Here is a 26,680-nt window from a genome sequence, read left to right on the forward strand (position 1 = left end):
ACGCACCAAAATTTCTGTAGTTAGCCTGGTTTAGAAAGTTCAAACTCATACTGCTCTCGGTCAAATCTGAATTGACCTAAATCAAGTTGCCAATCACGATGAAACTGACTAAATTCTGACCACTGTACAGTTGACTCATTAAGGGTGATGCGAACTAGCATAAACCAACACTGAATCACCCCGCATGTACAACCCAAAACAGTTGCCTTACCAATTCTTGGATCGCCTGCTTCTAGGCTAAAGTTGTGATTCCAAGGTTCATTGAGAAGATTACGCGAAGGTAACACAACCATTGAGGGTAGTAAATAGAGATAATCTCCTGCGAGGAAATCAATCTCACGGATTTTTTCACCTTCAGCACGACGTTCCTCAATCTCTGCTCGGACAAATGGTTCTTCGATTTGACGTACTAACTCTATTAACGGTTCATTGTTGATATAAATTTCAGCAACACAAATTCCTCTACTCTGTATCCAATTGCTAGAAATAGATGGATTAATGCGTATTTCAAGGCGATCAAAAGTAGGCATTTCTGGTAGTAAGATGCAGGGCTTAGTAGCGACGTGGCACAGCTAACATAGTGCATTAAAAATCTCTGTAACATTCAAAACCATATTGTTCTCGCTATCACTCCCAATAGTTTTCCCAGTCATCTTGGAAGGCTTGCTGTAGCTTTTTCATATAGGCCTTAGTTTTGATTTTTACCATCCACAAATCAGCAGGATTGCTACCACCTTTGCAGACTACACCCTCAGCTACGCCATACTTCCCAGCGCGGACATCTTCTACAAATTGTCCGGTGAGTTTGCCACGATAGACAACGCGGGCGATCGCTAAATCACTAAAATCCTGTAGAAACTGTTCAGGCGGAACTATACCGCGATTAGTTTCTACATCAAAGAGAATCAGTTGTTTTGGTTCGTCGGGTTTATGCATCCCCGCAAAGGAACTAGCACCGAAAAACTCAGTAAAAACGGTGATTTCTGGGCTATTGTAAGCGGGGTTTACTCGAAACAGTTTGTCTAGGGGGGTGGCGAAAAGCTTTTGAAACAGGTTAGAAGCCTCTTCTAGCCCCGGATGGGCGGCGTTGAACTCAGCAATACCCCTGTCATCCAAATCAAAGCGATCGCGCCGAGTCCCAAACCCATACCACCCTAGTTCGACTTCCCAAACCCAATGCAGATTCGTACCGTCGTATTTATCAAAAGCAATACAGCGACTGGATGGGTAGTTTTTGCTACCGGGAATTTTAGGATATGCTAGCTGAATGCGAGGCATGATGTTGAGAATAAAAAACTATTTTCCCAGCCTAGCTTGGGGTAAACGCCAACCGAGATAGTTATTAATATCGGCGATCGCATCTTCAATCCGCCACCGCCATTCAGTTTGACTTCGTAATTCCCGCAATATCACTGGTTTAACTAAGTGCTTTTCTAACTTACCTTGGGTACGCGCCACGTAGGCCAGCCCTAGGCAAGCATTTGCACGAATGCGATCGTCGGCATGGTTGGCAAGTTTAAGGCACACATCTTGAGCATATTTCCAGTCGGGATAATGTTCGCCCAATGCCAGAGGTAACACCATCAACTCATCAAACGATCCATGACTCAAAATTGCTTCTGTCTCTTCCCGTTGCGTAATTATAGGCAATGGCTGATAAAGGCGCAAACATGGTTCAGACTCAGGATTAATCATTTACACAATCAGCTGATTCAACAGTCGTAGCGTAACATACTAAAACTTCCATAAACAGTGCGTTAGGCTTGCCTTAATGCACTTGCATAAAACAGCAATTTACACGGTAAGCTTGTGTCTGATTTAGCGCTACATAATTATCTCCCTCGCGTTCCCGATGCAGCATTGCAAGAATACATAGAATGGTGTGTTTTAGAACAGGCAAAAGCCGCAGAATGTAACTTTACTCCTGATAGAAGTAAGTTAGATAATTTGCCACCAGAAGACTACGCTGCTAAACTTGTCGAGCAGTTCATGAAAGTTAAACCAGACCCAATTAAAGCCGGTTTGGTAGCTGCGATCGCTGGTAAAGAAGCAGACAAACATGCTTTATCTGGTTTAGCGATCGCAGCAGATTTTGTGTCTCTTTATATCAAGTACTTAATTCCTAAAGAAGGAAGTACTAAAGAACAGGCTGAAGAGATATTAACTAAAGTGTCACAAGATCAGTATGATAAACTGAATGAAATCGCTAAGAAACATGGTGTAGAGTTATAGTTTCCTGCTGATAAATTATTTTTCAGAGGCTTTGTCTGTTTCATAAGTCAGAGCCTCCTATTTTGCACATTATGGCAATAACTCGAAATAATCACAATCAGCAGAAGCTTGATATAGCGTTTCCTAATCACATTAAGTACGTCATAGCCCCCTCCTCGCTTGCGGGGAGGGGGTTGGGGGTGGGGTTCTTGTACCTCACTCAACTGATAACCGCTATAATGAGTTATTCTTAATATTATACCTTTACTATGACCTTAAGCTTTAAAGTATCTTTCACTGAATTTATAGATACAGTGTGACTTTTTATTTTATAATTTAGGAAACATATTATTATTTTATAGTTATATGGACAGAATTGTAGTTAACTCTCACATTCATTTTGGAAAACCTTGTATTGCAGGCACACGCATCACTGTACAAAGCATTCTTGAACTGCTCAATGACGGACTTGCATTTGAAGAAATTATCCGAGATTACTATCCAGACTTACAAATTGAGGATATTCGTGCCTGCTTAGGATATGCGATCGCTTTAGTGGCGGCTGAAGACATTCGCCTAGTATCTATTTGAGCATGAGATTATTACTAGATCAAGATGTGTATGCTATAACAGCAAGATTTCTAGTTGATACTGGACATGATGTGGTTCTTGTTGCTCAGATTGGTCTTTAGCAAGCAAGCGATGAAGAAATACTTAGAACAGCACAGGAACAGAACCGTATTCTCATCACGCGAGATAGAGACTATGGAAATCTTGTTTTTGTTAGAGCAATGGGATCTGGAGTCATATATCTCCGAATCTTACCTACAACTGTGAATAACGTTCATAACGAATTGGTACGAGTTATAGAAACTTACTCAGAAGTCGAATTGGTAGGCGCATTTGTAGTTGTAGAACCAGATGGGCATAGGTTTAGAAAAGTATCTTTGTAAAAGTTAAAAGTGGTCTAACAAGTTACCTTAAATAATTAAATCTCATCCCATGCTCACTATTATTGGTTGCGGAAATCTCAATCGCAGTGACGACGCAGTAGGTGTAATTATTGCCCAACGCTTACAAAAATATCTAGCTGAAAACCCTTCTCCCAATGTGCGAGTTTATGACTGTGGCACCGCAGGGATGGAAGTAATGTTTCAAGCTAGAGGTAGTAAACAATTAGTAATTATTGATGCAAGTTCAACTAATTCTGAGCCGGGTGCTGTGTTTAAAGTTCCAGGAAAAGAACTAGAAGCAATACCCGAACCAAGTTATAATTTGCACGATTTTCGCTGGGATAATGCTTTAGCCGCCGGACGGAAAATCTTTCACAATGACTTTCCCGAAGATGTGACAGTTTATTTAATTGAAGCTGCAAATCTTGCTTTGGGACTAGAGTTAAGTCCTGCTATCCAACATTCTGCTGATTTAGTTTTTGAAGAAGTAGCTGCACTTATTAAACAGAATATTAACTAATCCAAAATCCAAAATCGAATCACGCCCAATCCCGATAAACAGAAAGTTCATCTACCCTCATTTCAAAAGGTACGCCTTGACTCTCTGGTGGACAAACACGGATTTTAGCACTGCTAACAATTCCATACAATAATGTCCCCATTGGCACGATTTTTTGCAGAATCCGCCAATTAGTAACTTGATCGGGACATTCAATTACCAATGTTAAAGCATTAGCATGGGTTGTAACATACCACCGACAATCAGACAGAAGATTTTGAATGGTGCGATCGCAAGCTTCATAAAAGTATCTACTAATAGAATCCTCTAATTGCTGCCGCAGTATAATATCTGCCGATGTCGGCTGCTTAGGATGTGAGTCATCACTATTAAAGTAATACATATTTCTAGCCATCTCTCTTTAGCTTCCTGCTTATATTCCAATCACCATTCCATAAAGTACATCTTTATTTGTCTCTAATAATTTCTTGGTTTCATCATCATAATAAGCACCTATCCCACTACACTGAATCCCCAAATAATTACTAGCTAAATAAAGTCTTTGTCCGAGAAAACCAGCTATTTGCATAGCAGTTTGATAGTTTAAATAATCTGACACAAAAAATAAAGTTACAGCGCTATCTTTAGCAATAGCCTGATTAATACATAAGTAACCCGTCTTTTCACTAAAATTACCTGCCTTAACCAGATACGTACCTTTATATAACCCAGGTGTCATTCCCTCTACTCGATGCACCACTGAGTAAATTTCTATTTCCTCATAGTTTTCTGTCGGTATTGACTGCTGAAGTTGTTGCACTACATATAAATAATCTTCTTGAGAAATAAACTCTTTCCGGAAACGTCTAATAGAACGTCTATCCCAAATAGTTTGATAAAATTTATCCTTGTCAAAGTCAAATTGAGGATACTGTAATTTCTGCTGGCGACTCTTTTGTAAAGTAGTTGCTTGATAGGCATCTTCAATAAATTGATTGGATTCAAAATAATCAGTACCGGAAACAAAAGGAACTTTCAGCCTTAAGCTTCTAATTTTCTTGTCTTGTATTTCTCCCGACACCGCACAAGCAGTAATAAACTCTTTATTCTCAAATCCCAAATCTGAATTGAGAGTGAGTTTATCAAAATCAAAAATTAGTTGTATATCTCGGTTGTGGAGAAAAGCTGAAGCTGCAACTGCACCTAAATGATGTCCGCTATCTAAAAAGCAATATCTGATGCTTCTATTTTGATATTTCCAGCTAGACCTATAATAAACACAACTAATAAAAAAGATGAATCCGTTGATACTTTTACCCGGTATAATATAATTCTCTAACCCATCATCAATTAATTCATAGATCAGAGTTAGACAATTATTCTCAACTTCTAGATGATATATACCATCTAGCATTCCCTCAACACTGCGAACCTGTACGTAAACTTCCGTCGGGTACAAAGCGCCTGCTGACGGATTCACCCGCAGTTTATAAGGGCCATCTTTATATACTTTTTCTAGTGTTATCGCACTGGTTAACGAAATAAAAGAATGAACAGGATTATTGAGATTTAATTTCACTCTCCGATAAAACTTTGGATAAACTTTAAATGCAGATGGCTGTGTTGAAGCATCTACATAATTTGGATCGAGTTGTACCGATAAGTAAGAATGCTTCGTTGCGTCATGATAAGCTTTACCCGATATCTGACTTGATGGCATCTTTAAGTATCCTTAAAACTTCTACATTGCTAGCAAAATCTATCGCTTTATAGTCGTCTAAATTTTTCAAATATAAGTTAGGATGATGCTGTAAAAGCAACTTGACGACTTCTGTCTTTCCGGCTGACGCTGCGTACATTAAAACAGTTGCACCATTATCATTTTGGTTATCAATGTTAATATTGACAGCCAGTAGTAAATTAATTAAATCGTAGTGATTACCAAAACAAGCAAACCACAAAGCATTGTTGCGATCGCTATTTCGGGCATTGATATCCACGCCTGCGTCAATCAATTCTTTAACGACTGCATAAACTCCCTGTCTTGTAGCCTTCATCAAAGCTGTATCGCCATTTTCACCCGGCTGATTTAAATCCCCAGAACTATAGCCATTTGCTATTAGCCATTGGTTTGTTGCTTCACTCAACTCTTGTCTGTTTAATTGACTCATAATTGTTCTTTAAACGTCACACGATTAAGTATTTTCCAAGTAAAATTATGCTTGGAAAACTTAATGGTGGGCATTACCCACCATTATTTTAAAATGCTATACGAGTAGCTAAAGTCTAGTAGTTTACCAAAGCAACTTTGCTAAGTATTCAAAAGTTTGGTAAAACGAAAAAATATTTCCCCACTTCCTAATCCCCGTCCTTACCTAACAATTTTACATTGGTCGAATACTAAGTTAACTAGCAACAATTTAGCTTAGTTATATATTATCACTCTGATAAGTTTGAATTATGAATCATTTATAAAGATCCCCAAATACATCTAAGAGAAATATTGAAATACAATTAAAATGCAGTATTTATTACAATGTTGTTTCAAAATTGAGATTAATAGCAGATAGACTTTTTGCGTAAATATAGCAGCCCTGAATGAGTTACGAACAAAAAGATCCCCGACTTCTTCAAGAAGTCGGGGATCTGAGCATCTCGATGTTTGCGAATTAAATAGGATTGTTATAGTTGGTTACTATTAAGCTGCTATTGAAATTTGCCTAGTTTTAACAATTTATTCAAGCCATTGTCTTGCTCAAATTTGATGTCATGTTTCCATTGAATCTTGCGTTTAATAAAATAGAAATATTAGGCTGAGATTTACTTTATACCCTGAGAGTTATTAAGAAATCTCAAATAATTTCCTTTTTCAAGCCAAATTTGCTAGCTTGTTTAAGTATAAATAAGTAAAACACACACGAAACATGGAAATTAGCGCTCGTAATTCTATCAAAGGTACTGTAAAGAAAGTTGTACCTGGTACAGTTAATACTGAGGTAACTTTAGAAGTTGCACCAGGAGTAGAATTAGTGTCAATAATCACAAAATCATCAGCAGAAAAGCTGGGACTTGTAGAAGGTAAGCAGGCTTATGCCGTGATTAAGTCATCAGATGTGATAGTTGCTGTTGAGTAGAAAATAGGTAAGTTGCCTTTTCATGCAAGCGGCTCTATCTTTAATACCAAATTGCATTCATGTCTATAAAAGGACTTACGCGAAAAGGCAATGTAGGGGCAATTCATGAATTGCCCCTACATTTTGTAATTCGTAGTTGTAATTAATGAATTATTGCTTTGTAAACTCTTAATTACGAAGTAAAAATTATTTGGACAAGAGAATATTATTATAAATGTTAATTAATTTAGTTATCAATAATACGGACATAAATAGCGCGGATACTTTCTATATCTAGTGTTAAAGATGTATTTTCTATTTTAATAAGCAATGAGGGAAAATGTTGTTCTAAAGTGATAATAGTTCCTAGTGTTACACCCATTGATATCAGTTTATTTAAGATGGTTTTGTCTTGACTTTTACAGAAGGTGACGATTCCTCGCTCTCCTATTCTCAATAATTCTAATGAACAGCCAGTCACACTAAAGTGGGTAAACATTTGAATTGTAAATTAGAAATTGTGAAGGGAAGAATGAAGTATATTTTCATCCTTCATCCTTCGTGTTTTATTTAGTTGCAAAAGACAGCAACCAAAGTAATACTTTATACGAGATAAGCTTCTTGATGTGTCTTAATTGTGCAATTAGAACGAGGATAAGTTACACAAAGTAGAGCGTATCCTTTAGAAACCTGATCGTCATCCAGGAAGTTTTGATCTTCTTGATTAACTTCACCTTCGACAACCTTGCCTACACAGCTAGAGCAAGAACCTGCATGACAAGAAAAGGGTAATTCAATACCATTTTCTTCTGCTGCTTCTAAAATGGTAGTCTCTTCATCAACTTCAATTGTTGTATCGATGTCTTCTTTTTTGTTGATTAATCTAACTTGGTAGGAAGCCATTTTTCGATTCTCCTCAAACGTTATACAGTTGGTTTAATTTCCGAAGTTTTTGAGCAACCTATCCTACTTTTTGCTCTCCTCTTTCTTACGGAGATGCAAAGTTTAGTTGGCTTCTCTATAGAGGTAAGGAATGCAAAGTGAACTAGAAGCTACCTCAAGGCAAGGCGATCGCATCTACAATCAGACTTGGCGCTAACGGAATGATGCTAGCTGCAAGGTACACCAGTAGGCGTACCGTCGTCTGTTTTGAAGGACTTTCCACAACCGCAGGTATCAGTTGCGTTGGGGTTGATGAATTTAAAACCGCTTTCCATCACTCCCTCAACGAAGTCAACGATAACTCCGTCTAATAAAGGCGCACTTTTGGCATCAACGTAAACTACAACTTTGCCTTGGTGACTTACCAAATCATCTGGTTGGGGCTTGCTGGTGATATCGATTGCATATTCATAGCCACTGCAACCACCATCTTTTACCGAGATGCGGACACCTTTAGTTGCGCCATCAGCGTTGGGTGCTGAACCTTTGAGGAATGCTCGCAGATGGAATTCTGCTTTTTCTGATAAAATTACGGCCATCAGTTCTCCTGATTTGTAGCGATTGGTTGTTCTGATTTCAGGTGTAGGGTTGTCATTTGTCAGTTGTCCTTTGTTATTCACTAATGACCAATGACCAATGACTAATGACTAATGACTATTGACTGTGGGTTCCATCGAATTGGGTTGCGCGTGTCTCCAAGGCGCACTATTGCCGCATACTGGACAAGAGCGATCGCGGTGAGAACGACGTTTAGCAAATTCCATCCGATTCAGATCGATGGTTAGCAATTGCGACAGTAGAGGCTGACTAAACCCGGTGATCAACTTGATCGCTTCCAACGCCGTGAGACAAGCTAGTGTCCCAGAAACAGCGCCTAGAACGGAAAAGCCGCGCTGATCCCAGTCGGGCTTTTCTGGAAACAGACAAGATAAACAAGGAGTTACACCAGGAATAATCGTCGTCAGGTAAGCCTCCATCCCATTCATTGCGGCTTCCACCATTGGCTTACGCGATCGCACACAGGCTTCATTTAACAAATTGCGCTCTGTAAAATTGTGGGCGCAATCGAGAGCCATATCAGCAGATTGCACTAAGGAATCTACATTTTCCGGGGTGATGTAATCATGAATAGCTTCCACTTGGACATCAGGATTAATCGCATCCAGAGTTTCTTTAGCTTTAAATACCCTTGGCTTACCTACCCAATCATCAGTCATGAGAACCTGACGATTCATATCATCTAGCCGCAAGTCACCACCCCGAACTAAGATTAGCCGCCCAACGCCCGCTACTGCTAAATAAAGCGCCGCCGTACCGCCTAATCCTCCCACACCTGTAACCAAAACTGTCGCTGACTTCAAGCGTTTCTGTGCTGCTTCGCCAAAATTCGGAAGCATCATTTGGCGACGATAGCGTTCTAATTCGGTAGGCGTTAGGTTAACCAATTTATACCTCCTAATCAGAAGTGATTTCTGTCAGTGTGACTACATTTTTTGGCTTGTCGTTAAATACTTTGAACAGCTTTTGTTCGTAAGCTGTCGATTCGGTAAATAACTGATAAGCTTTTTGCAAAGCCAAAGAATATTGATTTAATTTCTCTTCTTGACTCAAGTCAGGAGAATTATCATCAATTTCCTGTATATGTTGAGAAAACTTTTTCAGAATATGTAGACGATGCACATTCACAACTTCTAAGTCGTAGGGCATATTAAAGAATTGAAAAAATTCTTCTGCATCTACGAGCTTCTTGAATTCATCAATTGTTCCAGTCATTTCGCATTCTCCAATTGTTTAAGATGTTGCTTAAGTTCATCTAACTGGCGATAGATTTCATAAGTCGCGGCGGCAACATCCATAAGCTGTTTGTAATCTGTTGGCAGACCTTCAGCTAAATCATGCAGATCCATCTTCATTTGACCTGCTTTACTGTTCAGCCGTCTGATTTGTCCTTGTATTTCTTCAATTGTCATTTGTTCTTCGTCCTTTGTCTTTTGTCATTAGTCATTTGTCTTTTACTAATGACCAATGACCAATGACTAATGACTAATTAAAGTTTGCCAACTTCAGGGAACCGTTTCGCCAAATCAAGACCTTTTTTGACGTAGCTTTCTCCCTCTTCTGCTAATTTCTCTACTGAGTCAAAGCCAAAGCGTTGAGCATCCCGTAAGGTTTTCACAGCTAACAAGAGACGACCAGAAAAAACTAGCGCCCAGCCAAATCCTTCATGACTCAAATCAATCACAACCTGAGATATCAAACCTGTTTCTTGTTCAATCCCAGCCGCTACAGCGCGAAAAAATGCCATAATTCGAGCTTGAGTAATTGGATCAACTTCACCCTCAACGGAAATTTCCCGTTTCTTTTGTTTGGTGACAATAAAGGGTTTTAGAATCAACTCATCCGACCAACTACGATAAACTCCATAACTGTCTTGACCACGGATTTGTTTAATTAATACCTTCAAGAAAGGTGAGTTCAAGACATCTGTTGTAGCAGTTCCGTTAACACTATTATTTGTGGTCATACTGTTGCTTCGTCTTCAATTTCATCAGCAAAGTTTTTTGTTTTTGGCTGTAAAGCTTTACGCAACCAAGGTGGAGGATTACCTTTGAGGGTTTTAACTAGCTTATTTAGCACTTCATTAATTTCTTCTTCTTCCGATCGCGCCTTCACTGGAGTAACACCTTTCTTGATTAACCGAGCGGCGGCGCTACCACCAATTGCTGTTACATAAACAATTGTGCAGTCAACGATCGCATCCAGTTTTGGGGTGATTTTGTCTTCGTTGCCGTCTTCCTTGAGTTCGCCTTCAAAGGTGAGGGTTTCTACGAAGTGATATCCCTCATCGGAAATTTCGTAAACATCAATCATTTTTGCCCATCCGAAGTGGGCGTTAATATGAACTCGGTCACTCGTCGTGAAGGCTATTTTCATCGTAATTCTCCTCTCTAAAGTTTTGAATTTTGAAGCAATACGGTTCAGTTAGTGATATTTAGCCTCGGAAGATCCCCCTTAAAAAGCTACGGTGTATACACAAGTCTGAAATAGCTGAAAAACCCAAGGTTTTACCCCACCCTAACCCTCCCCTTATAAAGGGGAGGGAACTAGATTTGATTTATTGTTTCCCCCCTTTATAAGGGGGGATTAAGGGGGGTAATTCGACTTGTGTATACACGCCTTAACGAGGGTTAGGGAGGATCAATTTTTAACTGAACTGTTTTGAATTTCAAGTGTGAATTCAAAACTCTGCGCTCACAATTCCGAACTCTTGGAATTGCTTAACTCTCGCTTCTTCTGCCTCTAAAAACAGGTTGCCGATGCCAAATAAAAGCTCCATTGTGCCTCGATAGCCAACTTTGGTAAATTGACCATTACCTAAGCGGTCATAAATGGGCAATCCTAGACGATAAAGAGGAATCGAGAGGCGTTTTGCGATCGCACTCACATTTGAGTTACCAATCAGCAAATCAGAACCGTCTGCTAAAGACTCAAAGTCTTCCAAGTCGCCAATGGTAATGCTTTTAACCGGGAGTTTTTCTAAAAGGTGCGATCGCGTGGTTGTCACCACACCATGAATTTGACTACCCATCGATTGCAGAAAATGCACTGTTGACCAGAGCAAATCTGGTTCCAACGCTAGGGAAACTCGTTTTCCACTGAAGTAAAAATGGGTGTCCAGCATCGCATCTTGCAATTGACGACGCTGACGGCGGTATTTTTCCGGTACGCTGTTACCGCTCAGAATCGCCAATGCATGTATAAATTCATCTACTGGTTCTAATCCAGTCAGTTCACCAAACACCTCATAAGGTGTGCCAAACCGTTCTTCCAGTATTTTGGCAGCCCCCCGCATACTTTCACCCAATGCCAGGGTAAAGGCAGAACTACCGACTTCTCGTAGCTGTTTTAAGGTAGTCCCACTAACTGTAACTGCACTATAAGTATCCTCTAAGTGTCCATCTAGAGAAGCACCAAGATCAGGTACAAAGATCGGCACTAATCCAAAGGACGTTACCATCTCCTTGATTTCCTGGACATCCCCAGGTGTGAAGGCAGAACCCGCCAAAATTGTGACTTGTTCAGTTCTGAGTCCACCCGCGCGAGGAATTTCTTTAACTATGCTTTCGACAGCGACAGCAAAGCCATCTTGCAACGCACCTTTAAAATCTGGGGTAGGGGCAAAAACGATCGCTAAATCATTTAATTCGGGATGGCGATCGCGGATTTCCTTAAGAAAACCTTCAATATCATCGCCTCTAGTTTCCGTTAACCCAGTGGTACATAAACCAATAATTTCTGGATTAGCCTTTTCCACCAGAGTCAGAATTGCTTCTTCCACATTCTCTTCACCACCCAAAATAGTAGTGACTTCCGTCATCGCCGTAGTCGCTAGGGGAATCGCTTCCCGGAAATGCCGCACTAAAACAACTTTGGCGAAAGCAGTACAACCTTGAGAACCGTGGAATAAGGGCATCGTCCCTTTCAATCCCAAAAAGGCTAAAGTTGCGCCCAAAGCTTGACTTTGCTTGAGGGGATTAACTGTCAGTGCTTTGTTAGAAACGGTAACGATCGCCATTAAACTACCTCCTCATTTGGAAGCTCTTTACTCTGCGTTCTCTGCGCCTCTGCGGTTGAAAAATGATTTTTTTGAACCACAGAGGACGCAGAGAAGCCAGTGCGTTGCGGGGGTTCCCCCAGTTGTAGCAACTGGCGCGGCACAGAGAGAAAAAGATGAGAATTCGCCATTAAACTTCCTCCTCTTCTTCCCAAGGAGCGGGTTTGCGTATTTGTTCCCAAATTGGGCTATACAGAGCTTCGTACAATTCCCGCGCCATCTCAATCATTCCCACATAACCTGCATAAGGATGGTGACGTTCTTGGTTGATATCAAGGAAAGGAATTCGAGCTTTCAAAGCGGTGTATTGGTTACGTCCGCCAGCAATCAGCATATCTGCGCGAGTGTCCTTAACCAGTTGTAGCAATTCCTGAGCGTTGCCTTTCTCCAGCATGATGCCATCGTTGCCGATCAACTTCTTGATTTTGGCCTTATCTTCCTCAGTACTTTTCCGAGTACTGGTAGCAACAACTTCAATGCCTAAGTCTCTAGCAGCCGAGATAATCGACCAACTCTTAACACCACCTGTATACAAAACAACCCGCTTACCTTTGAGTCGAGCGCGATAAGGAGCCAGTGCCAAATCTAAAGCAGCCGTCTCTTCTGCAATTAGCTTTTCTGTCCGCTCCTGTAAATCAGCGTCGCCTAATTTAGCAGCGATATTTCGCAGACAGCGATTCATATCATCAATGCCGTAGAAAGACTCTTCAATGTAAGGGATGTTGTAACGCTCCTCCATCTTTCTGGCCATATTCAGCAACGCTCGTGAGCAGATCATGACGTTGAGCTTGGCGCGGTGGGCGTAGCGAATTTCATCGTAGCGAGCATCGCCCGTAATTTTGGATAAAATGCGGATGCCTAATTTTTCTAACAGTGGTGTTACTCCCCACATTTCCCCGGCGATATTGTATTCGCCGATTAAGTTAATATCATAGGGCGTTGTATGTTCCGGTTCTGCTGTTCCGACAACATATTCTAACAAAGCTTCACCACCGAAACGGTTGCCGAGATTTTTACTGCCAATGAATCCTGGAGCAATGACGGGAATAACAGGAGTACCAATTTTTTCAGCAGCAGCTTTGCAGACAGCATCGATATCATCACCAATTAAAGCTGTAACGCAAGTGGCGTAGACAAATATTGCTGCGGGTTGGTAGCGCTCTTTTAGTTCCAGAATTGCTTTGTAGAGTTTCTTTTCGCCACCAAAGATGACATCATTTTCACCCAAGTCAGTCGTAAAGCCCATTTTGTAGAGTTGAGGGCCAGACGACAGACTACCACGACTGCCCCAGGAATTACCAGCACAAGCGATCGGCCCGTGGACTAGATGCGCTGCATCTGCGATCGGTACTAGAGAAATCATTGCACCATCAAAAGCGCAGCCCCCTTGAGCCGCGCCAGGTTGTGCCTGTTGGGTGCAAGACTTGTTTTTCTTTTCTGCTTGTTTGTGCTGATTATGCTCGCATCCTGTCTCAGTCAGCAGCTCGTTGATTTTACCTTGGGTGATTTTCATCTCTCTTCTCTTAATTGTTAATTGTCCTTTGTCATTTGTCATTTGTCCTTTGAATAACTAACAACTAATGACCAATGACTAATGACTAATGCCCAATGCCCCATGCCCAATGCCCCATGCCCAATGCCCAATAATTAACAAATGTATTTTGTGACATCCTCTCCACATACATCTGCGAGGTAAGATAGAGCGCGAAAACGCAATCCTACAAATTCGTCATATAAAGGATTGAGTTTACATAGTGGTGGGATATCAATACACTTCCCAAATAATTTAATTTGTCGCTCAAAGGGACAACAACAAGGAATTGTTTGGCAAATTAGATGAGCGATGCGATTATTTTTAACCTGAATTTCATCCACCACACGGCGCAACGGATTAAGAAGATTGTTGAACCATCCTGGTTTTTTCTGATTAGGTGGATGGTAATTAGGATGAGGATGTTCGTGACTATGTTCGTGAGTGTGATTGATAGTTTCCATGTATAAATCCCTTGGGTAAATGCTATCAAGAAAAAGGGGAGTTGGGGATTGGGCATTGGGGATTGGGCATTGGGTTTAAATATTTCCCCATTCCCTATTCCCTATTCCCTATTCCCCTTCTTTACCCTTTAATTAACACGTTGTGTTTCTACGCAATTTCTAACGAATCAAGTCGTAGGAAATATCTGTCTTAGAAGGAATGTTGGTGTTGCGATCGATTTCTTCAAACAGAGTATTAACAACCCAGTTGAGCAGGTTGATTATGCCTTGATAACCAATGGTGGAATAGCGGTGTAAGTGGTGACGATCCATGATGGGGTAGCCAATTCTCACTAAAGGAGTCTTGGTGTCACGCCACAGGTACTTACCATAAGTATTACCGATCAAGAGGTCTACAGGTTCGGTGAACATTAGAGAACGCATGTGCCACAAGTCTTTACCAGGCCAAACAGTTGCATTCTTACCGAAGGGACTAGAAGCAAGCAATTCTTTCATTTCTGCTTCAAATACGTCGTTACTGTTGTGAACCAAGATATGCACAGGTTCAGCACCCATTTCTAGCATAAAGCCAACTACGCTGTATACTAAATCTGGTTCGCCGTAGATAGCGAAGCGCTTGCCATGAATCCATGAGTGAGAGTCAGTCATGGCATCAACTGCACGACCGCGTTCGATTTCCAATTCTTGAGGAATGGGGATACCGCTCAATTCGCTGAGTTTCATCAAGAATTCATCAGTACCCTTAATGCCCCAAGGACGGGAAACAGAGGTTGGTTGCTTCCATTCTTTTTCAATGTACTCGCGGGTTTTGAGAGTAGAATGTGCTTGCAGAGCGATCGTAGCTTTAGCATTGATTGAATCTGCTGCATCTTCTAGCTTTGTACCACCTGGATACATATCAAACTCACCTGTGTTAGGTGAATCTAGGTAGTCGCTGTTGTCGGCTAGAATTGTGTAGTCAAAGCCGAACAAAGAAGCAATCCGCTTGATTTCGCGGTTGTTGCCTACATAGGTGTCAAAACCTGGGATGAAGTTGATTTTACCATTGCTGGTTTCTTTCTTATGACCTGCGGTCAAGTTAGAAAGAATTCCCTTCATCATGTTGTCGTAACCAGTGATGTGGGAACCGACAAAGCTAGGGGTGTGAGCGTAAGGTACTGGGAAATCTTGAGGAACTGAACCAGCTTCTTTGGAGTTGTTGATGAAAGACTGTAAGTCATCACCAATTACTTCTGCCATACAGGTGGTGCAGACAGCAATCATCTTGGGCTTGTAGAGTTGGTAAGAGTTCGCCAACCCGTCAATCATGTTTTGCAGACCACCAAACACGGCTGCATCTTCAGTCATTGAAGAAGATACACCAGAGAATGGCTCTTTGTAGTGACGGGTTAAGTGGGTGCGGAAATAAGCAACGCAACCTTGAGAACCTTGAACGAAAGGTAGAGTACCTTCAAAACCAACAGCAGCAAATATTGCTCCCAATGGTTGACAACCTTTAGCAGGGTTAACGGTTAAAGCTTCACGAGCGAAGTTCTTTTCACGATAATCCCAACCTTTTGTCCACTCCGAAACCCGTTTTACTTCTTCGGGATCGTGACCATTTTCAAACTGCTTTTTGTTTTCAAATAGCTGTTGGTACTCTGGTTGGTGGAATAACTCGACGTGATCTTGAATTTTTTCAGGATTCTGAGGCATTTTTGGATCTCCAAGCTTACTGAATTCTTTACTAATCGAGGAATGAAGATTTAAGGCGGGAGTGGGAATATGATTCAAAATTCAAAATGCAAAAATCAAAACGAATTTTTAATCTTTTAATTTTGAATTTTGGATTCCCGACTCCCACCTGGGGTTTTAGCCCCAGGTTATCCTTACTTATCTCTCTCTCCCATTTCCCTAAACGGCAGCCTTAGCCTTAGCTTCAGCCTTCTTAGCCTGAGCCTTTTCATTCCAAGGAGCGCCAATTAATGCCCAGGTTGGGCTGTTGAGTGCCAAGTCCATGTCACGTGCGAAGATGGCAAAGCCGTCATAACCGTGATAAGGGCCGGAGTAATCCTTTTGGTGGTTTAATTATTTTCCGCAGCTTAATGTTTGCAGTAAACAGTGTCAGCGATAAACATTGTTCGCTGATAGCACATTTATTTTTAGACTAAATATAGGCTAAAAACACAGCATAATTAGGTTTAGGACTCACGCATCATCTAAATGTTGTCCTGAGCCAAGGCGGTTAAAAAATCGCCCGTTTTTTTGCTCATCTCTGCAAGCACAGCAGCAAAAAGAACACATGAGAACGAAAGTACTATTAGAATTAGAGAAAGTTAATCTGCGTTTGAAGTCTGCAAAGGCTAAGGTGACAATTAGAGAATCGAATGGAAGTCTGCAATTACGGGCAACGTTACCAATTAAGCCGGGAGACAAAGATAGCAATGGTACTGGGAGAAAACAATACAATATCAGTTTGAATATTCCCTCTAACTTAGATGGACTCAAGACGGCTGAGGAAGAAGCTTATGAATTAGGTAAGTTAATTGCTCGTAAAACTTTTGAATGGAATGATAAATATTTAGGTAATGAGGCGATTAAAAAAGAATTTAAGACTATAGGAGAATTACTCGAACAATTTGAAGAAGAGTATTTTAAGACTCATAAACGAACTACCAAAAGCGAGCATACTTTTTTTTACTACTTTTCTCGAACTAAACGATTTACGAATCTCAAAGATTTAGCGATCGCGGAGAATCTGATAAGTTCCATTGAGCAAATCGATAAGGAATGGGCTAAATATAATGCAGCTAGAGCTATATCTGCATTTTGCATGACATTTAAAATCGAAATCGATTTATCTAAATATTCCAAAATGCCGGAGAATAATTCCCGCAATATCCCTACAGATGCGGAAATATCTGAGGGAATTATCAAGTTTGAAAACTACCAACATAACAGAGGTAATCAAGTTAATCAAAATGTTCAAGATAGCTGGCAACTTTGGCGCTGGACGTATGGAATGTTAGCAGTTTTTGGTTTACGTCCACGGGAACTTTTTATTAATCCTGATATTGATTGGTGGTTGAATCAAGAGAATATAGACTTGACATGGAAAGTTCATAAGGATTCTAAGACTGGTGAGAGACAAGCATTGCCATTACATCGGCAATGGATTGATGAGTTTGATTTGAGAAATCCGAAATATTTAGAGATGTTGAGGAGTGCGATCGCTAAAAAAGATAACACCAATCATGCAGATATAACGGCGTTAACACAACGAGTTAGCTGGTGGTTTCGTAAAATAGGATTAGATTTTAAACCTTATGATTTACGTCATGCTTGGGCAATTCGGGCGCATATTTTGGGGATACCAATTAAAGCGGCGGCGGATAATTTAGGGCATAGTGTGCAAGTTCATACGCAAACTTATCAGCGTTGGTTCTCGCTAGATATGCGGAAGTTGGCAATTAATCAGGCTTTGAGTAAGAGGAATGAAGTTGAGTTGATTAAGGAGGAGAATGCTAAGTTGAAGATGGAGAATGACAAGTTGAGATTGGAGATTGAAAAGTTGAGGATGGAGTTAGTTTATAAGCTTAGTTGAATTCTCTAATAAATAGTACTGTCTTTATAAAGTTTGGTATAATTTATGGGTAAAAGATCATCAAAATAAACCCATTAAGATATTTATGTCGGCTACTGACATTGGAACACTAATTTTTAAGTCACCTGAAACTTTAGGGGGTCGTCCCCGCATTGCTGGTACTAGAGTTTCTGTTCAACGCATCACAGCTTGGTACAAACTTGGGCTGAATGCAGAATAAATTGCTGAACGGATGGGAAATGTAAATCTTGTACAGGCTTATGCTGCTCTAACTTATTATCACGCTAATCGAGAAGAAAGTGAGGCGTATATTGCTGCTGAAAAAGCAGATTACCAGCGATTAGCGATAGAAATGGGACAAGCAATATGAGTCCAATTAAATTATTTGTATAAGGATGTTGGCAATCGAATGCTAGAAAACGTAATACTTCATAACTTCAAAAGTCATAAATCTACAGAACTTAGTTTTGATAGTTCTAGATTACATGCACTCGTGGGAAAAAACAGCGCTGGTAAAACAACAGTACTACAAGCGTTACATAATCTCAGTAGGCTTGCTGCTTCACCATTTAAAAGTATTTTTCAGTATGAGAGATCACCTCAATTCATTACAACAATTGGGGAAAAATATATTTCTGTTACTGCAAGTGGTTTTTGGGGATCTACCACTCGGCAGAATTGGCAAGCTTCGTATAGTTGGAAGCAGCAAAACAATGATTCTTGGTATCCCACAGCATCATGGAACATAAATGGAAAGCCAGGAGAATTAGAAGGATGGTCAAGTTCTTTAAGCGAATCTCCATATCCAATTCCTCAATCTCTGAAATATGCTGTTTACCTGAAGTTAGTTGCAAGTAATCTTGCTAAAGCAGCTTACAGTGAAGAAATTATGCCGAGGGTTGAATTCGACGGTTCTGGATTAGCACCCACTTTAGATTTTTTGCGTAATGAGGCTCCAGACAAATTTGAATTAATAGAGGGAATGTTGAGTCGGATTGTACCAAATGTTCGCAAAATTGGTATAAAGCGAGCAAAGGTTCCAGTTATTCGCAAACGTTTAATCGAAGTTGATGGTAAGTCTATTTCTTATGAAGAAAGTCAGGAAATGACAGGGCAAGAAGTGATATTAGATATGAATACTGGTAATCGGATTCCAGCCCATGCAATTAGCGAAGGAACAATGCTAACATTAGGTTTGCTAACTGTTTTGATGAATCCTACTCAACCTAATTTAGTTTTTTTAGATGATGTAGAACAGGGACTTCATCCAAAAGCACAACGTGAATTAATGACTGTTTTTAAGGAAATAATTCAATACAATACAAATTTGCAAATTATTTTTTCTACTCACTCTCCTTATATTATTGATGAGCTTGTTCCTTCTCAGGTACATATATTAAATAACAGTAATTCTGGCTTCACAATCTCCAAGCGATTGGATGAACATCCTGATGTGGAATGGGCAAAACAAACTTTGACAACTGGTGAGTTTTGGGATGCTGAGGGTGAAGAGTGGGTTGTTGCAGGAGAAGTCAGTGTTTGAGTTCATTGTAATAGTGGAAAGTGGTGCAGATGCAAGAACAGCTACTAAATTAGCCGAGCGCATTTTGATGGAGCAAATCGATTGGTTAGAACCTGAAATAATAAAACATATATTTAACTGGAGTGGCTTACAGGCAGGAACAGAACATTCCTGCTGGAGCGACGTTACAAAAATCATTGATGATGCAAAAGACCAACTAAGATATAAACCTCCAAGATTTCTCGGTCATGATAGTAAGAATCTATCGTTAAAAGCCGATGGAGCAGCATCTATCAAGGTTCTTAATTTAGTACGTTTTCTTCAAAGAACGCGACAGATTAAAGCTATTATCTTTATCCGTGATTTAGACAATCAACCAGAGCGTAGAGAAGGGCTTGAGCAAGCACGCTCAGAACATATTAATCGACAGCCCCAACTAAAAATTGTTATTGGTGCAGCTAACCCAAAGCGTGAAGCATGGGTTCTCAATGGGTTTATTCCGTCTAATCAAGAAGAACGAATTCTAGAACAAATCAAGGCTCGATTGAATTTCGACCCTTGCATAGAATCACACAGACTACGCTCTATCTCACATCAAGAACCCGATCGAATTAGAAATCCAAAAGTAGTAGTTGAGCAGCTAACAGGCAAAGATATGGAACGCGAGCAAAAGTGTTGGGAAGATACAAGTTTGAATCTTCTACGTGAAAGAGGTGTTCATACAGGTTTAACAGCCTACATTCAAGAAATTGAGCAACACTTGACTCAAATTATTTTGTCTGAGTAAAAAATTCGCACCCCTCCCAAAGCATACATCGTCACAAAGCTGATTTACTCAAAAAACAACGCCGCTATAAATTTCTGCCATCGATAATGCGATCGCAACTGAATCTAAAGAATTAGCTCAAACTATTTTGTCACAAATTTGGTTGTGAGGGGATATCCTCTCTTTTCTACGAGATGCTGCGCGATCGCCTTCAGGTTCTGCAAAGGCAATGTGCCTACACCTAATGCTGCTTGAGCAGGATACACGATAGAATTTAGCCAAAGACTTTATCTTTCTGGTTAGCTGTCTACCATGTCTGCAAGAGATAGGTTTCATGAATTGGTCAGAACTGCTCTTGAGAAGCAAGGGTGGGTAATTACTCACGATCCGTACCACATTGATTTAGGATTTGTTGATTTTTATATCGATTTAGGTGCGGAACTGTTGCTAGCAGCGACAAAGGATGAGGAAAAGATTGCTACAGAGTTTGCTGTAGGGTAACTTTGAAGTATAAATTCATCTCAAATCTATTATATGGAAAGCCTGTTTGCGATCATTACTCGCAAACAGGCTTGACTTTTTCTATACCTCTAATTTAAGCTTGCTCCTAAAGCCCATTAGTGTCGAAAAACAGTCACAATAAATAAGTCCGTTGGTATAAAAGCAGCCGAAACAAAGATGCTAGAAACAACAAACATCGAAATTAATACTTGCCATGTCAAAGTACCTAACAATGGCTTAGAAATCGATGCTTACTTAGCTCAACCAGCACAAAAAGGAACCTTTGGAGCGGTTATAGTTTTTCCAGAAATTTTTGGAATCAATAACAATATTCGAGATATTACGGAATTAATCGCTAAACAAGGATACGTAGCTATAGCTCCAGCGATGTATCAACGTATTGCTCCCGGTTTTGAGGCTGACTTTAGCCCGGAACATGTTGGCTTTAGCCCAGAAGCATATCGCCTTGGCTTGGAATATTATCAACAAGTTAAGTATCAAGAGATATTCAGCGATATTCAAGCTGCCATTATTTTCCTGAAAACTTTACCCAATGTCAAAGATAATGCGATCGGTGTCATTGGTTTCTGTTTCGGTGGTCATGTTGCTTACATGGCTGCAACATTACCCGATATCAAAGCAACAGCTTCGTTCTATGGTGGTGGGATTACCACTTCTAGTTATGGTGAAGAGACTCCAACTATTAATCGCACCTCGGAAATTAAAGGTACTATTTATGCGTTTTTTGGTACAAGAGATTCGTTAATTTCCCAGGAAGATAATGAGCAAATTGAGGCAGAACTAAAGAAACAAAACATAAATCATCGTGTATTCCGATACGATGCAGGACACGGATTCTTCGCCGGATTCTTTAAAGACAAGTACCCATTTATGGAACAACACCCAAGTTATAATCCTGAAGCTGCTCCTGATGCTTGGCAACATGTTCTAGAACTGTTTCAAAATAATTTGTGATAAAGCAAACGCAATCGCATCGCTCGTTCAAGGTAGATTGCACGAGCGACAATAAATACTGCCTTTGTAGGCAAACAATTGAGCGGCTCTGCCATTAGTCATCACGTCACCCCAACTGCAAGATATCGCCATCAAAATTTTATAAAGAGAAATGCACAAGCGGAAAAGGATGAAATCAGGAAACCCCAGGCAAGCCCTGAGTAACGGCGAATAGCATTGGGTTTAAAGAAGCTAATTGCCGCAGTTACACAAGCACCCAAAAAGCAAATTAAAAAAGTTCTAGACCATACGATAGTTGCCATTAACTGAATATCAGCAGTTGGGCTAGGAGCGGGTTTATTGTTTGAGACATCCAAAAAGGTTAAAAGCAGAAGGATAGCTGGTATGAAAACCGATCCTATAATCGCAATATTTCGATATCCTGGTACAGTACGACAACGAATAAATGAGAGCGCAACTGAGCATAAGCCTGTAAAATTTACGATTGCCCAAACGCTTAAGACAATGACAAAGACTATTCCCATAAATAATACAAACAGATAAAGGTAAGTAAGTCGGTGAGAATAAATCAAACTATCTTAAGTAATATAAAGGTAGATAAATTTATCAAACAGAATTCAGGAGTCAGGAGTCAGAATGGGCTAAACGCCCCGCTATCGCTAACAGAATGAATTCTGTACGAGTGGCGGATGAATAACTGGGTTTAAGACTCCCACCAAATTTTAAATTTGGTGGTCTTCAATCAGTGGCGGGTCTGAATCCCCGACTGATTGATTCTGACTCCTGTTAGCGATAGCGGGGCGTTTAGCCCATTCTGACTTCTGAATTCTTCTTCAACTCGTAGTGAGGGCTTTAGCCCTTTTCTTAGGACTAAAGTCTTTACTACAAACATTGAATTGTTTACACCGCTCTATTTACATCTATTATTCATCAGATTTCAAGATTATTTGCCAAATATCAAAACCTCAACATTTGTATATTATTTTACTTTTCTTTCTTTGGTTTGAATTGCACATATCCTAACTTGTGGCTGCTAGTTTCTTTCCATTTTTGCTCTCCACACTGGCAATGAATGACGGTTCCTCAGTAGTAGGAGTTTGCGAATCGCCTCGCAGTCCCTTACGACGCTGGTTTTTAGGAACTCCTCCCGCCATACCATACTCGACACTGCTTTTACCATATCGAGTGCCAACTGCCATTAGCATGTGTTCTGTCATATCTCCTAACTGGTCTTCTGTATCTAGCATTTCCCGATACAATTTATCCAAGCTGGAAAGGGCACTATTATATGCATTTTCTCTGGTTCGCATCGTTTCAATCAGAGTTGAGAAAGTAGGTAAGCTTAGTCCATTGCCTAAATCTAAATTCGGAGCAATTGAGTTTATACCAGCCGCACGACGCACTGCTTTTTCTAACACTACGGAAGTTCTTTTTCTCCGAGCCATGAGCTACACCTTGTAATACAGTACGGTTGATATTCTTTACTTTAAAGTATTTACGTATAGATTAGGCTGAGAGAATTTCGGTAAATCTGCAATAGTTTTTGCTACAAACGCGATCGCTGTCATAAATGCGTGAAATACCTAAATGAGAAAGTCAAAGCTGCTTTTGAGTAAGTAAAAGCTTGTTTTACTTGCAGAAAACACCAAAATGAATAAGTAAAAGCTTGTTTTGCTTGCGCGAAATACTGAAATGAGAAAGTCAAAGCTGCTTTTGAGTAAGTAAAAGCTTGTTTTACTTGCGGAAAACACCAAAATGAGAAAGTCAAAGCTACTTTTGAGTAAATAAAAGCTTGTTTTGCTAACTAAATTTGACTTTATCTATATTTATGCGCTGTAATGGCACTGCGATCGCAAAACATACTGCCTAAAGGGAGCAATCGAAACAACTGCAAGAAATTGCTAAAATATGACTAAAGCTCGGTTCACTTAAAACCGAGCTTGGATTGCAATTTTATTTGATGATCTTGTATTCAGGCAAAGGAATTTTACTTGCGAGTTAGGTTAAGCAGTTCTTTAGGAGAAGCAAGTAAATCAATAGCCACAAAATAAATTTGACCTTGAGGATCAAGTAAAAATCGCCAAGCAATGTTCATCCCAACATTACCTCCAAACCAAGGAGTTTCAACTGTACCAGTAATTTTATGCTGTGTATAACCATCTTCGATAGTTTCTGAAACGCCTTTAGTTGGCTTCATCACTAATCCTTGTCCCTCATCTCTTAGGTAAGAAGTGATAGCTTCTCGGCCAACAATTGGTTTTTGAAAAGGTGGTTGCAGTGCCCCGTTGTTAGCAAATAAAGCAACAGCAGCTTCAAAGTTATCTGCATTCATAGCTTCAATGTATTTCAGCACTGTTGGTTCTGTAACTCCCTCAATAGTAGATTGGGGACTTAAGGATGTACGTGGGAACTTAAAGTTTATGACTTCTGCTTGTTTTCTCTCAACTAGAGACGGATCAAACCCCATATTTACTACAGTATTGCGTAGTACAGTAATTTGCTGACTCTGATCGATTTTCTGAACAGCTTCTAGCACTGCTTTAACTTGAGTTGACATTTGATAGCCAACTGGCATTGGAGCTACAATACCCTGTTTCATCCACTCTCCTAACTGCCACCAGAATCCCAGCTTGGCGTTGACACCAAAATATGCATAAGAACGGCTAATAGGAGTGTCAGCATTACTCGCTAAATCTCTCATTAATTGTGTTTGTTCTTCATGAGACATCTGCTTAATTTCGTTGAATATACCTTCCATTAATTGGAGATTTGCTTTTCCAGGAGCAGCTGGAGTAATTGTACGACCTAGTTCAGCGTAGGCATACCAAAGAAATGCCAATTGATCATCAATATTGAGTTCAGCAAACATTGTTGTAGTGGCTGGAACCGCATCTGCCACTTGAGTACTAGAGAAAATATTGCGTGCAGACTCGATAGTATAGTTCATGCTTGTTACCTTAAAGATTTACCTGTTGAATAGTTAACTTCGGCTACATTTTGTAGCTTGGAAGATATATCTAGGGATTTTTTTTGAATGACACAATTATCCCTAGATAACTAAATCCAAATCATTATCATTCACTACTCTGGTATCATAGCTGGTAAACGTTAACAAAAGACTAAGATTTATCTAATGAATATCATTGAATTAAATGTATATATTATTATTTTTTAATTTTATAGGTTCTTAATTTTTTTTGAGGAAAATATCTCTCTCGAAAGAAAGATATTAATGATTTAGGATTGCTATAGCATCTATAACAATCCTAAATCATTGACAAAAATCCCTCTTTATTTTGTCTTTGTTCTGTACGCCACTCTGGTAGCCAAGCACAACTCCAAAAAACCCCAGAAATGTTGGGTTTTTTTCCTAAAACGCCGCTTGCTTCTTCCTTGGCGCTAACCCAAGTATATTGGTCTATAACCTAACCTTAGCTGAGGTTTTGCTTTCAGTCAGAAGTCATGCAAACAAAAGAAAGCTGAATCGCCCAACTAAGGAATAAGAATTAAATAACATCCAGTTTATTTCTCTGGCTTACCTCACCCTCAATCCCTCTCTTTTACAAGGAGAGGGAAGCTAGAGACAGGATAAAGTTTTACATTTTATTTAATCCACGTTCTTAAGTGCAAGATTACTAACTCTGGCATTAGCAAATAGCATACATGATCTATAACTATGAACACTGCGGCTAAGACTTTAATCCTAAAAGCTGAAACTTTAATCACAATGCTACAGTTACGTTGGGTTCCTTGATATAAAATCCCTAAAATTTGATAAGTTTAATATAATAGTTATTCAAAATCCTAGCAATTTGATAACATTAACAAAAAGGGCAATGTCTACGCGATAGGCTATTTCGCGTCGCCCTCTTCAGCATAAAATGCAAAAATACTATGGCAAAGCGTAAAAAAAGCAATCTCCAGTGGATCAAAGAAACGCTTGAATTAAAACCTGACCACCGTTGGGAATCTCCATCAGGCTACAAAATATTTGTAGCAGATCGAGGCGCTGTTCGCTTCAATGTTCCCCATGATTGGATTCTTGAGCCACAAGAAAAATCTTTCAAGTTCCTCGATAAAAAACCGCCTAACGATGATTGCTGTCTAGAAGTATCATTCAATCGTCTGCCACCCAACGACTGGAGTCAGTTTCCGCTAAAATCTACATTGAAGAAAGTGCTGGAAGACGACAGTCGCAACGTCATTGCCAAGGGAGAAATTATTACTATCAAGCGCCAAACCGCCAGAATTGTCTGGACAGAGATGAAGTTCATTGATGTTCAAGAAGAACCACGGGAAGCATTTTCGCGGACTTGCATTGGTTTGGGGTCAAATGTTCAGTGCTTGATTACATTCGATTACTGGGTAGATCAAGCAGAACAATTAATACCCGTTTGGGATGAAGCGATGCGTAGTCTCACATTAGGATTATATATTCGTGACCCGATGACTGGACTAGCTTTTCCAGACTGAGCCACAAAAAGGCATCGTGAGCATCTATTACAGCTATTTTCAGGTAAATAGACCACGCGGGAAGGGCACAGCATTGCTGTGCCCCTACGGTGGATGTGGTTCAAAAACTTGAATTCTGCTGTAAATTATCGCTATTACAATCTACATCTACACATTTCCATGTGCTAAATTTAAAACGGTATAGTAATAAAGTTACAAAGCTATGGTTTAGGTTCTATATGCCTAACTGGTGCGCCATTCTCTGATACAAGCGTATACCGCAGAGTACTTTAAACTATATCTTTTGATTAGCTCAGTTGGTAGAGCGATCGACTATTAATCGATGCGTCACAGGTTCGAGTCCTGTATCAAGCCCCAGGAAGTTAGCTCACTGGTAGAGCAATCGACTCATAATCGATGTGTTGTAGGTTCAATTCCTATACTTTCACCCAACCCTGTCCGGGTTAAAAGACAATACCCTTCCAAGGTAGCCAATATGGTACGGATCTTAACGGATTCGAGACCCCTCATTTTCTCAACTCTGCGGTGTAAG

General features: G+C 40.0%; 34 protein-coding genes, 1 tRNA gene and 3 pseudogenes. 14 read left to right on the forward strand and 24 right to left on the reverse strand.

Annotated features, from left to right (window positions below):
* Positions 1-20 precede the first annotated feature (20 nt).
* The 3 genes from V7K98_RS22195 to V7K98_RS22205 all read right to left on the reverse strand — a co-directional run bounded on the left by V7K98_RS22195 (position 21) and on the right by V7K98_RS22205 (position 1,695).
* Entirely contained in the window at positions 21-530 is a 510-nt protein-coding gene (locus V7K98_RS22195) for a hypothetical protein (protein ID WP_335025737.1), read from the reverse strand.
* 97 nt (positions 531-627) lie between these two features.
* Positions 628-1,278, reverse strand: coding sequence for a hypothetical protein (locus tag V7K98_RS22200; protein WP_335025739.1), 651 nt, complete (start codon positions 1,276-1,278; stop codon positions 628-630).
* Between the two features lie 18 nt (positions 1,279-1,296).
* Positions 1,297-1,695, reverse strand: coding sequence for a hypothetical protein (locus V7K98_RS22205; RefSeq protein ID WP_335025741.1), 399 nt, complete (start codon positions 1,693-1,695; stop codon positions 1,297-1,299).
* A 114-nt stretch (positions 1,696-1,809) separates the two neighbouring features.
* On the opposite strand from V7K98_RS22205, the gene V7K98_RS22210 reads away from it, so the two are divergent.
* From V7K98_RS22210 to V7K98_RS22225, 4 genes and pseudogenes are all read left to right on the forward strand, one after another.
* Complete coding sequence (locus tag V7K98_RS22210) at positions 1,810-2,232, forward strand: hypothetical protein (RefSeq protein WP_335025743.1); 423 nt, start codon at positions 1,810-1,812, stop codon at positions 2,230-2,232.
* A gap of 345 nt (positions 2,233-2,577) precedes the next feature.
* Complete coding sequence (locus tag V7K98_RS22215) at positions 2,578-2,802, forward strand: DUF433 domain-containing protein (protein WP_335025746.1); 225 nt, start codon at positions 2,578-2,580, stop codon at positions 2,800-2,802.
* A 113-nt stretch (positions 2,803-2,915) separates the two neighbouring features.
* A pseudogene (locus tag V7K98_RS22220) lies at positions 2,916-3,164 on the forward strand (DUF5615 family PIN-like protein); the annotation flags it as partial.
* Positions 3,165-3,213: 49 nt separating this feature from the next.
* A complete protein-coding gene (locus V7K98_RS22225; RefSeq protein WP_335025748.1) occupies positions 3,214-3,684 on the forward strand; it encodes a hydrogenase maturation protease in 471 nt (156 codons plus the stop codon).
* A gap of 19 nt (positions 3,685-3,703) precedes the next feature.
* On the opposite strand, the gene V7K98_RS22230 is transcribed toward V7K98_RS22225, so the two are convergent.
* The 3 genes from V7K98_RS22230 to V7K98_RS22240 are packed head-to-tail and all read right to left on the reverse strand — an operon-like array spanning position 3,704 to position 5,834.
* A complete protein-coding gene (locus V7K98_RS22230) occupies positions 3,704-4,078 on the reverse strand; it encodes a hypothetical protein (protein WP_335025750.1) in 375 nt (124 codons plus the stop codon).
* An 18-nt stretch (positions 4,079-4,096) separates the two neighbouring features.
* The gene (locus V7K98_RS22235; RefSeq protein WP_335025752.1) at positions 4,097-5,383 is read right to left on the reverse strand and encodes a SagB/ThcOx family dehydrogenase; all 1,287 of its coding nucleotides are present in this window, start codon (positions 5,381-5,383) and stop codon (positions 4,097-4,099) included.
* Positions 5,358-5,834, reverse strand: a complete 477-nt coding sequence (locus V7K98_RS22240) for an ankyrin repeat domain-containing protein (RefSeq protein WP_335025754.1) — start codon at positions 5,832-5,834, stop codon at positions 5,358-5,360. The genes V7K98_RS22235 and V7K98_RS22240 overlap by 26 nt, the downstream gene beginning before the upstream one ends.
* Positions 5,835-6,587: 753 nt before the next feature.
* Between V7K98_RS22240 and V7K98_RS22245 the strand changes: the two genes are divergently transcribed.
* Positions 6,588-6,797, forward strand: coding sequence for a TOBE domain-containing protein (locus V7K98_RS22245; protein ID WP_335025756.1), 210 nt, complete (start codon positions 6,588-6,590; stop codon positions 6,795-6,797).
* A 226-nt stretch (positions 6,798-7,023) separates the two neighbouring features.
* Here V7K98_RS22245 and V7K98_RS22250 read toward each other — a convergent pair whose 3' ends face one another.
* The 14 genes and pseudogenes from V7K98_RS22250 to V7K98_RS28955 form a co-directional block, all read right to left on the reverse strand.
* On the reverse strand, positions 7,024-7,275 hold the full coding sequence (locus tag V7K98_RS22250) for a FeoA family protein (protein WP_335025758.1): 252 nt from the start codon (positions 7,273-7,275) through the stop codon (positions 7,024-7,026).
* Positions 7,276-7,379: 104 nt separating this feature from the next.
* Complete coding sequence (locus V7K98_RS22255) at positions 7,380-7,679, reverse strand: 2Fe-2S iron-sulfur cluster-binding protein (protein WP_094339973.1); 300 nt, start codon at positions 7,677-7,679, stop codon at positions 7,380-7,382.
* A 206-nt stretch (positions 7,680-7,885) separates the two neighbouring features.
* Entirely contained in the window at positions 7,886-8,257 is a 372-nt protein-coding gene (locus tag V7K98_RS22260) for a HesB/IscA family protein (protein WP_335026067.1), read from the reverse strand.
* 108 nt (positions 8,258-8,365) lie between these two features.
* Positions 8,366-9,163, reverse strand: coding sequence for a HesA/MoeB/ThiF family protein (locus V7K98_RS22265; RefSeq protein ID WP_335025761.1), 798 nt, complete (start codon positions 9,161-9,163; stop codon positions 8,366-8,368).
* Between the two features lie 10 nt (positions 9,164-9,173).
* A complete protein-coding gene (gene nifW / locus V7K98_RS22270) occupies positions 9,174-9,491 on the reverse strand; it encodes a nitrogenase-stabilizing/protective protein NifW (protein ID WP_335025763.1) in 318 nt (105 codons plus the stop codon).
* Entirely contained in the window at positions 9,488-9,688 is a 201-nt protein-coding gene (locus V7K98_RS22275; RefSeq protein ID WP_334849593.1) for a CCE_0567 family metalloprotein, read from the reverse strand. Before V7K98_RS22275 ends, nifW begins: the two co-directional genes overlap by 4 nt.
* A 77-nt stretch (positions 9,689-9,765) precedes the next feature.
* Entirely contained in the window at positions 9,766-10,242 is a 477-nt protein-coding gene (locus tag V7K98_RS22280) for a NifX-associated nitrogen fixation protein (protein WP_335025765.1), read from the reverse strand.
* Positions 10,239-10,652 carry a nitrogen fixation protein NifX gene (gene nifX / locus V7K98_RS22285; RefSeq protein WP_335025767.1) on the reverse strand — a complete coding sequence of 138 codons (414 nt, stop codon included), beginning with the start codon at positions 10,650-10,652 and terminating at the stop codon, positions 10,239-10,241. The genes V7K98_RS22280 and nifX overlap by 4 nt, the downstream gene beginning before the upstream one ends.
* 304 nt (positions 10,653-10,956) lie before the next feature.
* Positions 10,957-12,294: a nitrogenase iron-molybdenum cofactor biosynthesis protein NifN gene (gene nifN / locus V7K98_RS22290; RefSeq protein WP_335025769.1), complete on the reverse strand. Its 1,338-nt coding sequence runs from the start codon at positions 12,292-12,294 to the stop codon at positions 10,957-10,959.
* Positions 12,294-12,464, reverse strand: coding sequence for a hypothetical protein (locus V7K98_RS22295; RefSeq protein WP_335025771.1), 171 nt, complete (start codon positions 12,462-12,464; stop codon positions 12,294-12,296). Before V7K98_RS22295 ends, nifN begins: the two co-directional genes overlap by 1 nt.
* The gene (gene nifE / locus V7K98_RS22300) at positions 12,464-13,846 is read right to left on the reverse strand and encodes a nitrogenase iron-molybdenum cofactor biosynthesis protein NifE (protein ID WP_335025773.1); all 1,383 of its coding nucleotides are present in this window, start codon (positions 13,844-13,846) and stop codon (positions 12,464-12,466) included. The genes V7K98_RS22295 and nifE overlap by 1 nt, the downstream gene beginning before the upstream one ends.
* A 134-nt stretch (positions 13,847-13,980) precedes the next feature.
* On the reverse strand, positions 13,981-14,328 hold the full coding sequence (locus V7K98_RS22305; RefSeq protein WP_335025775.1) for a Mo-dependent nitrogenase C-terminal domain-containing protein: 348 nt from the start codon (positions 14,326-14,328) through the stop codon (positions 13,981-13,983).
* Positions 14,329-14,487: 159 nt separating this feature from the next.
* A complete protein-coding gene (nifK, locus tag V7K98_RS22310) occupies positions 14,488-16,023 on the reverse strand; it encodes a nitrogenase molybdenum-iron protein subunit beta (protein WP_335025777.1) in 1,536 nt (511 codons plus the stop codon).
* Positions 16,024-16,221: 198 nt separating this feature from the next.
* A pseudogene (locus V7K98_RS28955) lies at positions 16,222-16,389 on the reverse strand (nitrogenase molybdenum-iron protein alpha chain); the annotation flags it as partial.
* Between the two features lie 178 nt (positions 16,390-16,567).
* Here V7K98_RS28955 and V7K98_RS22315 point away from each other — a divergent pair.
* From V7K98_RS22315 to V7K98_RS22335, 5 genes and pseudogenes are all read left to right on the forward strand, one after another.
* A pseudogene (locus V7K98_RS22315) lies at positions 16,568-17,911 on the forward strand (site-specific integrase); the annotation flags it as partial.
* Positions 17,912-17,996: 85 nt separating this feature from the next.
* A complete protein-coding gene (locus tag V7K98_RS22320; protein WP_335025779.1) occupies positions 17,997-18,131 on the forward strand; it encodes a DUF433 domain-containing protein in 135 nt (44 codons plus the stop codon).
* Between the two features lie 12 nt (positions 18,132-18,143).
* Positions 18,144-18,281 (forward strand): hypothetical protein, encoded by a 138-nt coding sequence (locus V7K98_RS22325; RefSeq protein ID WP_335025781.1) that lies wholly within the window; start codon positions 18,144-18,146, stop codon positions 18,279-18,281.
* 39 nt (positions 18,282-18,320) lie between these two features.
* Positions 18,321-19,454, forward strand: coding sequence for an AAA family ATPase (locus V7K98_RS22330; RefSeq protein ID WP_335025783.1), 1,134 nt, complete (start codon positions 18,321-18,323; stop codon positions 19,452-19,454).
* Positions 19,447-20,220 carry a hypothetical protein gene (locus tag V7K98_RS22335; RefSeq protein ID WP_335025785.1) on the forward strand — a complete coding sequence of 258 codons (774 nt, stop codon included), beginning with the start codon at positions 19,447-19,449 and terminating at the stop codon, positions 20,218-20,220. Before V7K98_RS22330 ends, V7K98_RS22335 begins: the two co-directional genes overlap by 8 nt.
* A 122-nt stretch (positions 20,221-20,342) precedes the next feature.
* Here the strand turns inward: V7K98_RS22335 and V7K98_RS22340 are convergent, their stop codons facing one another.
* Positions 20,343-20,465 (reverse strand): hypothetical protein, encoded by a 123-nt coding sequence (locus V7K98_RS22340; RefSeq protein WP_335025787.1) that lies wholly within the window; start codon positions 20,463-20,465, stop codon positions 20,343-20,345.
* A gap of 46 nt (positions 20,466-20,511) precedes the next feature.
* Between V7K98_RS22340 and V7K98_RS22345 the strand changes: the two genes are divergently transcribed.
* Both V7K98_RS22345 and V7K98_RS22350 read left to right on the forward strand, forming a co-directional pair.
* Positions 20,512-20,700, forward strand: a complete 189-nt coding sequence (locus tag V7K98_RS22345) for an element excision factor XisH family protein (protein WP_335025789.1) — start codon at positions 20,512-20,514, stop codon at positions 20,698-20,700.
* A 177-nt stretch (positions 20,701-20,877) separates the two neighbouring features.
* Positions 20,878-21,675 (forward strand): dienelactone hydrolase family protein, encoded by a 798-nt coding sequence (locus V7K98_RS22350; RefSeq protein WP_335025791.1) that lies wholly within the window; start codon positions 20,878-20,880, stop codon positions 21,673-21,675.
* Positions 21,676-21,806: 131 nt separating this feature from the next.
* Here the strand turns inward: V7K98_RS22350 and V7K98_RS22355 are convergent, their stop codons facing one another.
* The 3 genes from V7K98_RS22355 to V7K98_RS22365 form a co-directional block, all read right to left on the reverse strand.
* Positions 21,807-22,199, reverse strand: coding sequence for a hypothetical protein (locus tag V7K98_RS22355; RefSeq protein WP_335025793.1), 393 nt, complete (start codon positions 22,197-22,199; stop codon positions 21,807-21,809).
* Positions 22,200-22,694: 495 nt separating this feature from the next.
* On the reverse strand, positions 22,695-23,120 hold the full coding sequence (locus V7K98_RS22360; RefSeq protein WP_335025794.1) for a hypothetical protein: 426 nt from the start codon (positions 23,118-23,120) through the stop codon (positions 22,695-22,697).
* Positions 23,121-23,662: 542 nt separating this feature from the next.
* Positions 23,663-24,622 (reverse strand): orange carotenoid protein N-terminal domain-containing protein, encoded by a 960-nt coding sequence (locus V7K98_RS22365; protein ID WP_335025796.1) that lies wholly within the window; start codon positions 24,620-24,622, stop codon positions 23,663-23,665.
* A gap of 947 nt (positions 24,623-25,569) precedes the next feature.
* Between V7K98_RS22365 and V7K98_RS22370 the strand changes: the two genes are divergently transcribed.
* Positions 25,570-26,148, forward strand: coding sequence for a hypothetical protein (locus V7K98_RS22370; protein WP_335025798.1), 579 nt, complete (start codon positions 25,570-25,572; stop codon positions 26,146-26,148).
* A 356-nt stretch (positions 26,149-26,504) separates the two neighbouring features.
* A tRNA-Met gene (locus V7K98_RS22375) sits at positions 26,505-26,579 on the forward strand.
* The last annotated feature ends 101 nt before the right edge of the window (positions 26,580-26,680 follow it).

This window comes from Nostoc sp. (assembly GCF_036917435.1).
Taxonomy (GTDB): domain Bacteria; phylum Cyanobacteriota; class Cyanobacteriia; order Cyanobacteriales; family Nostocaceae; genus Nostoc.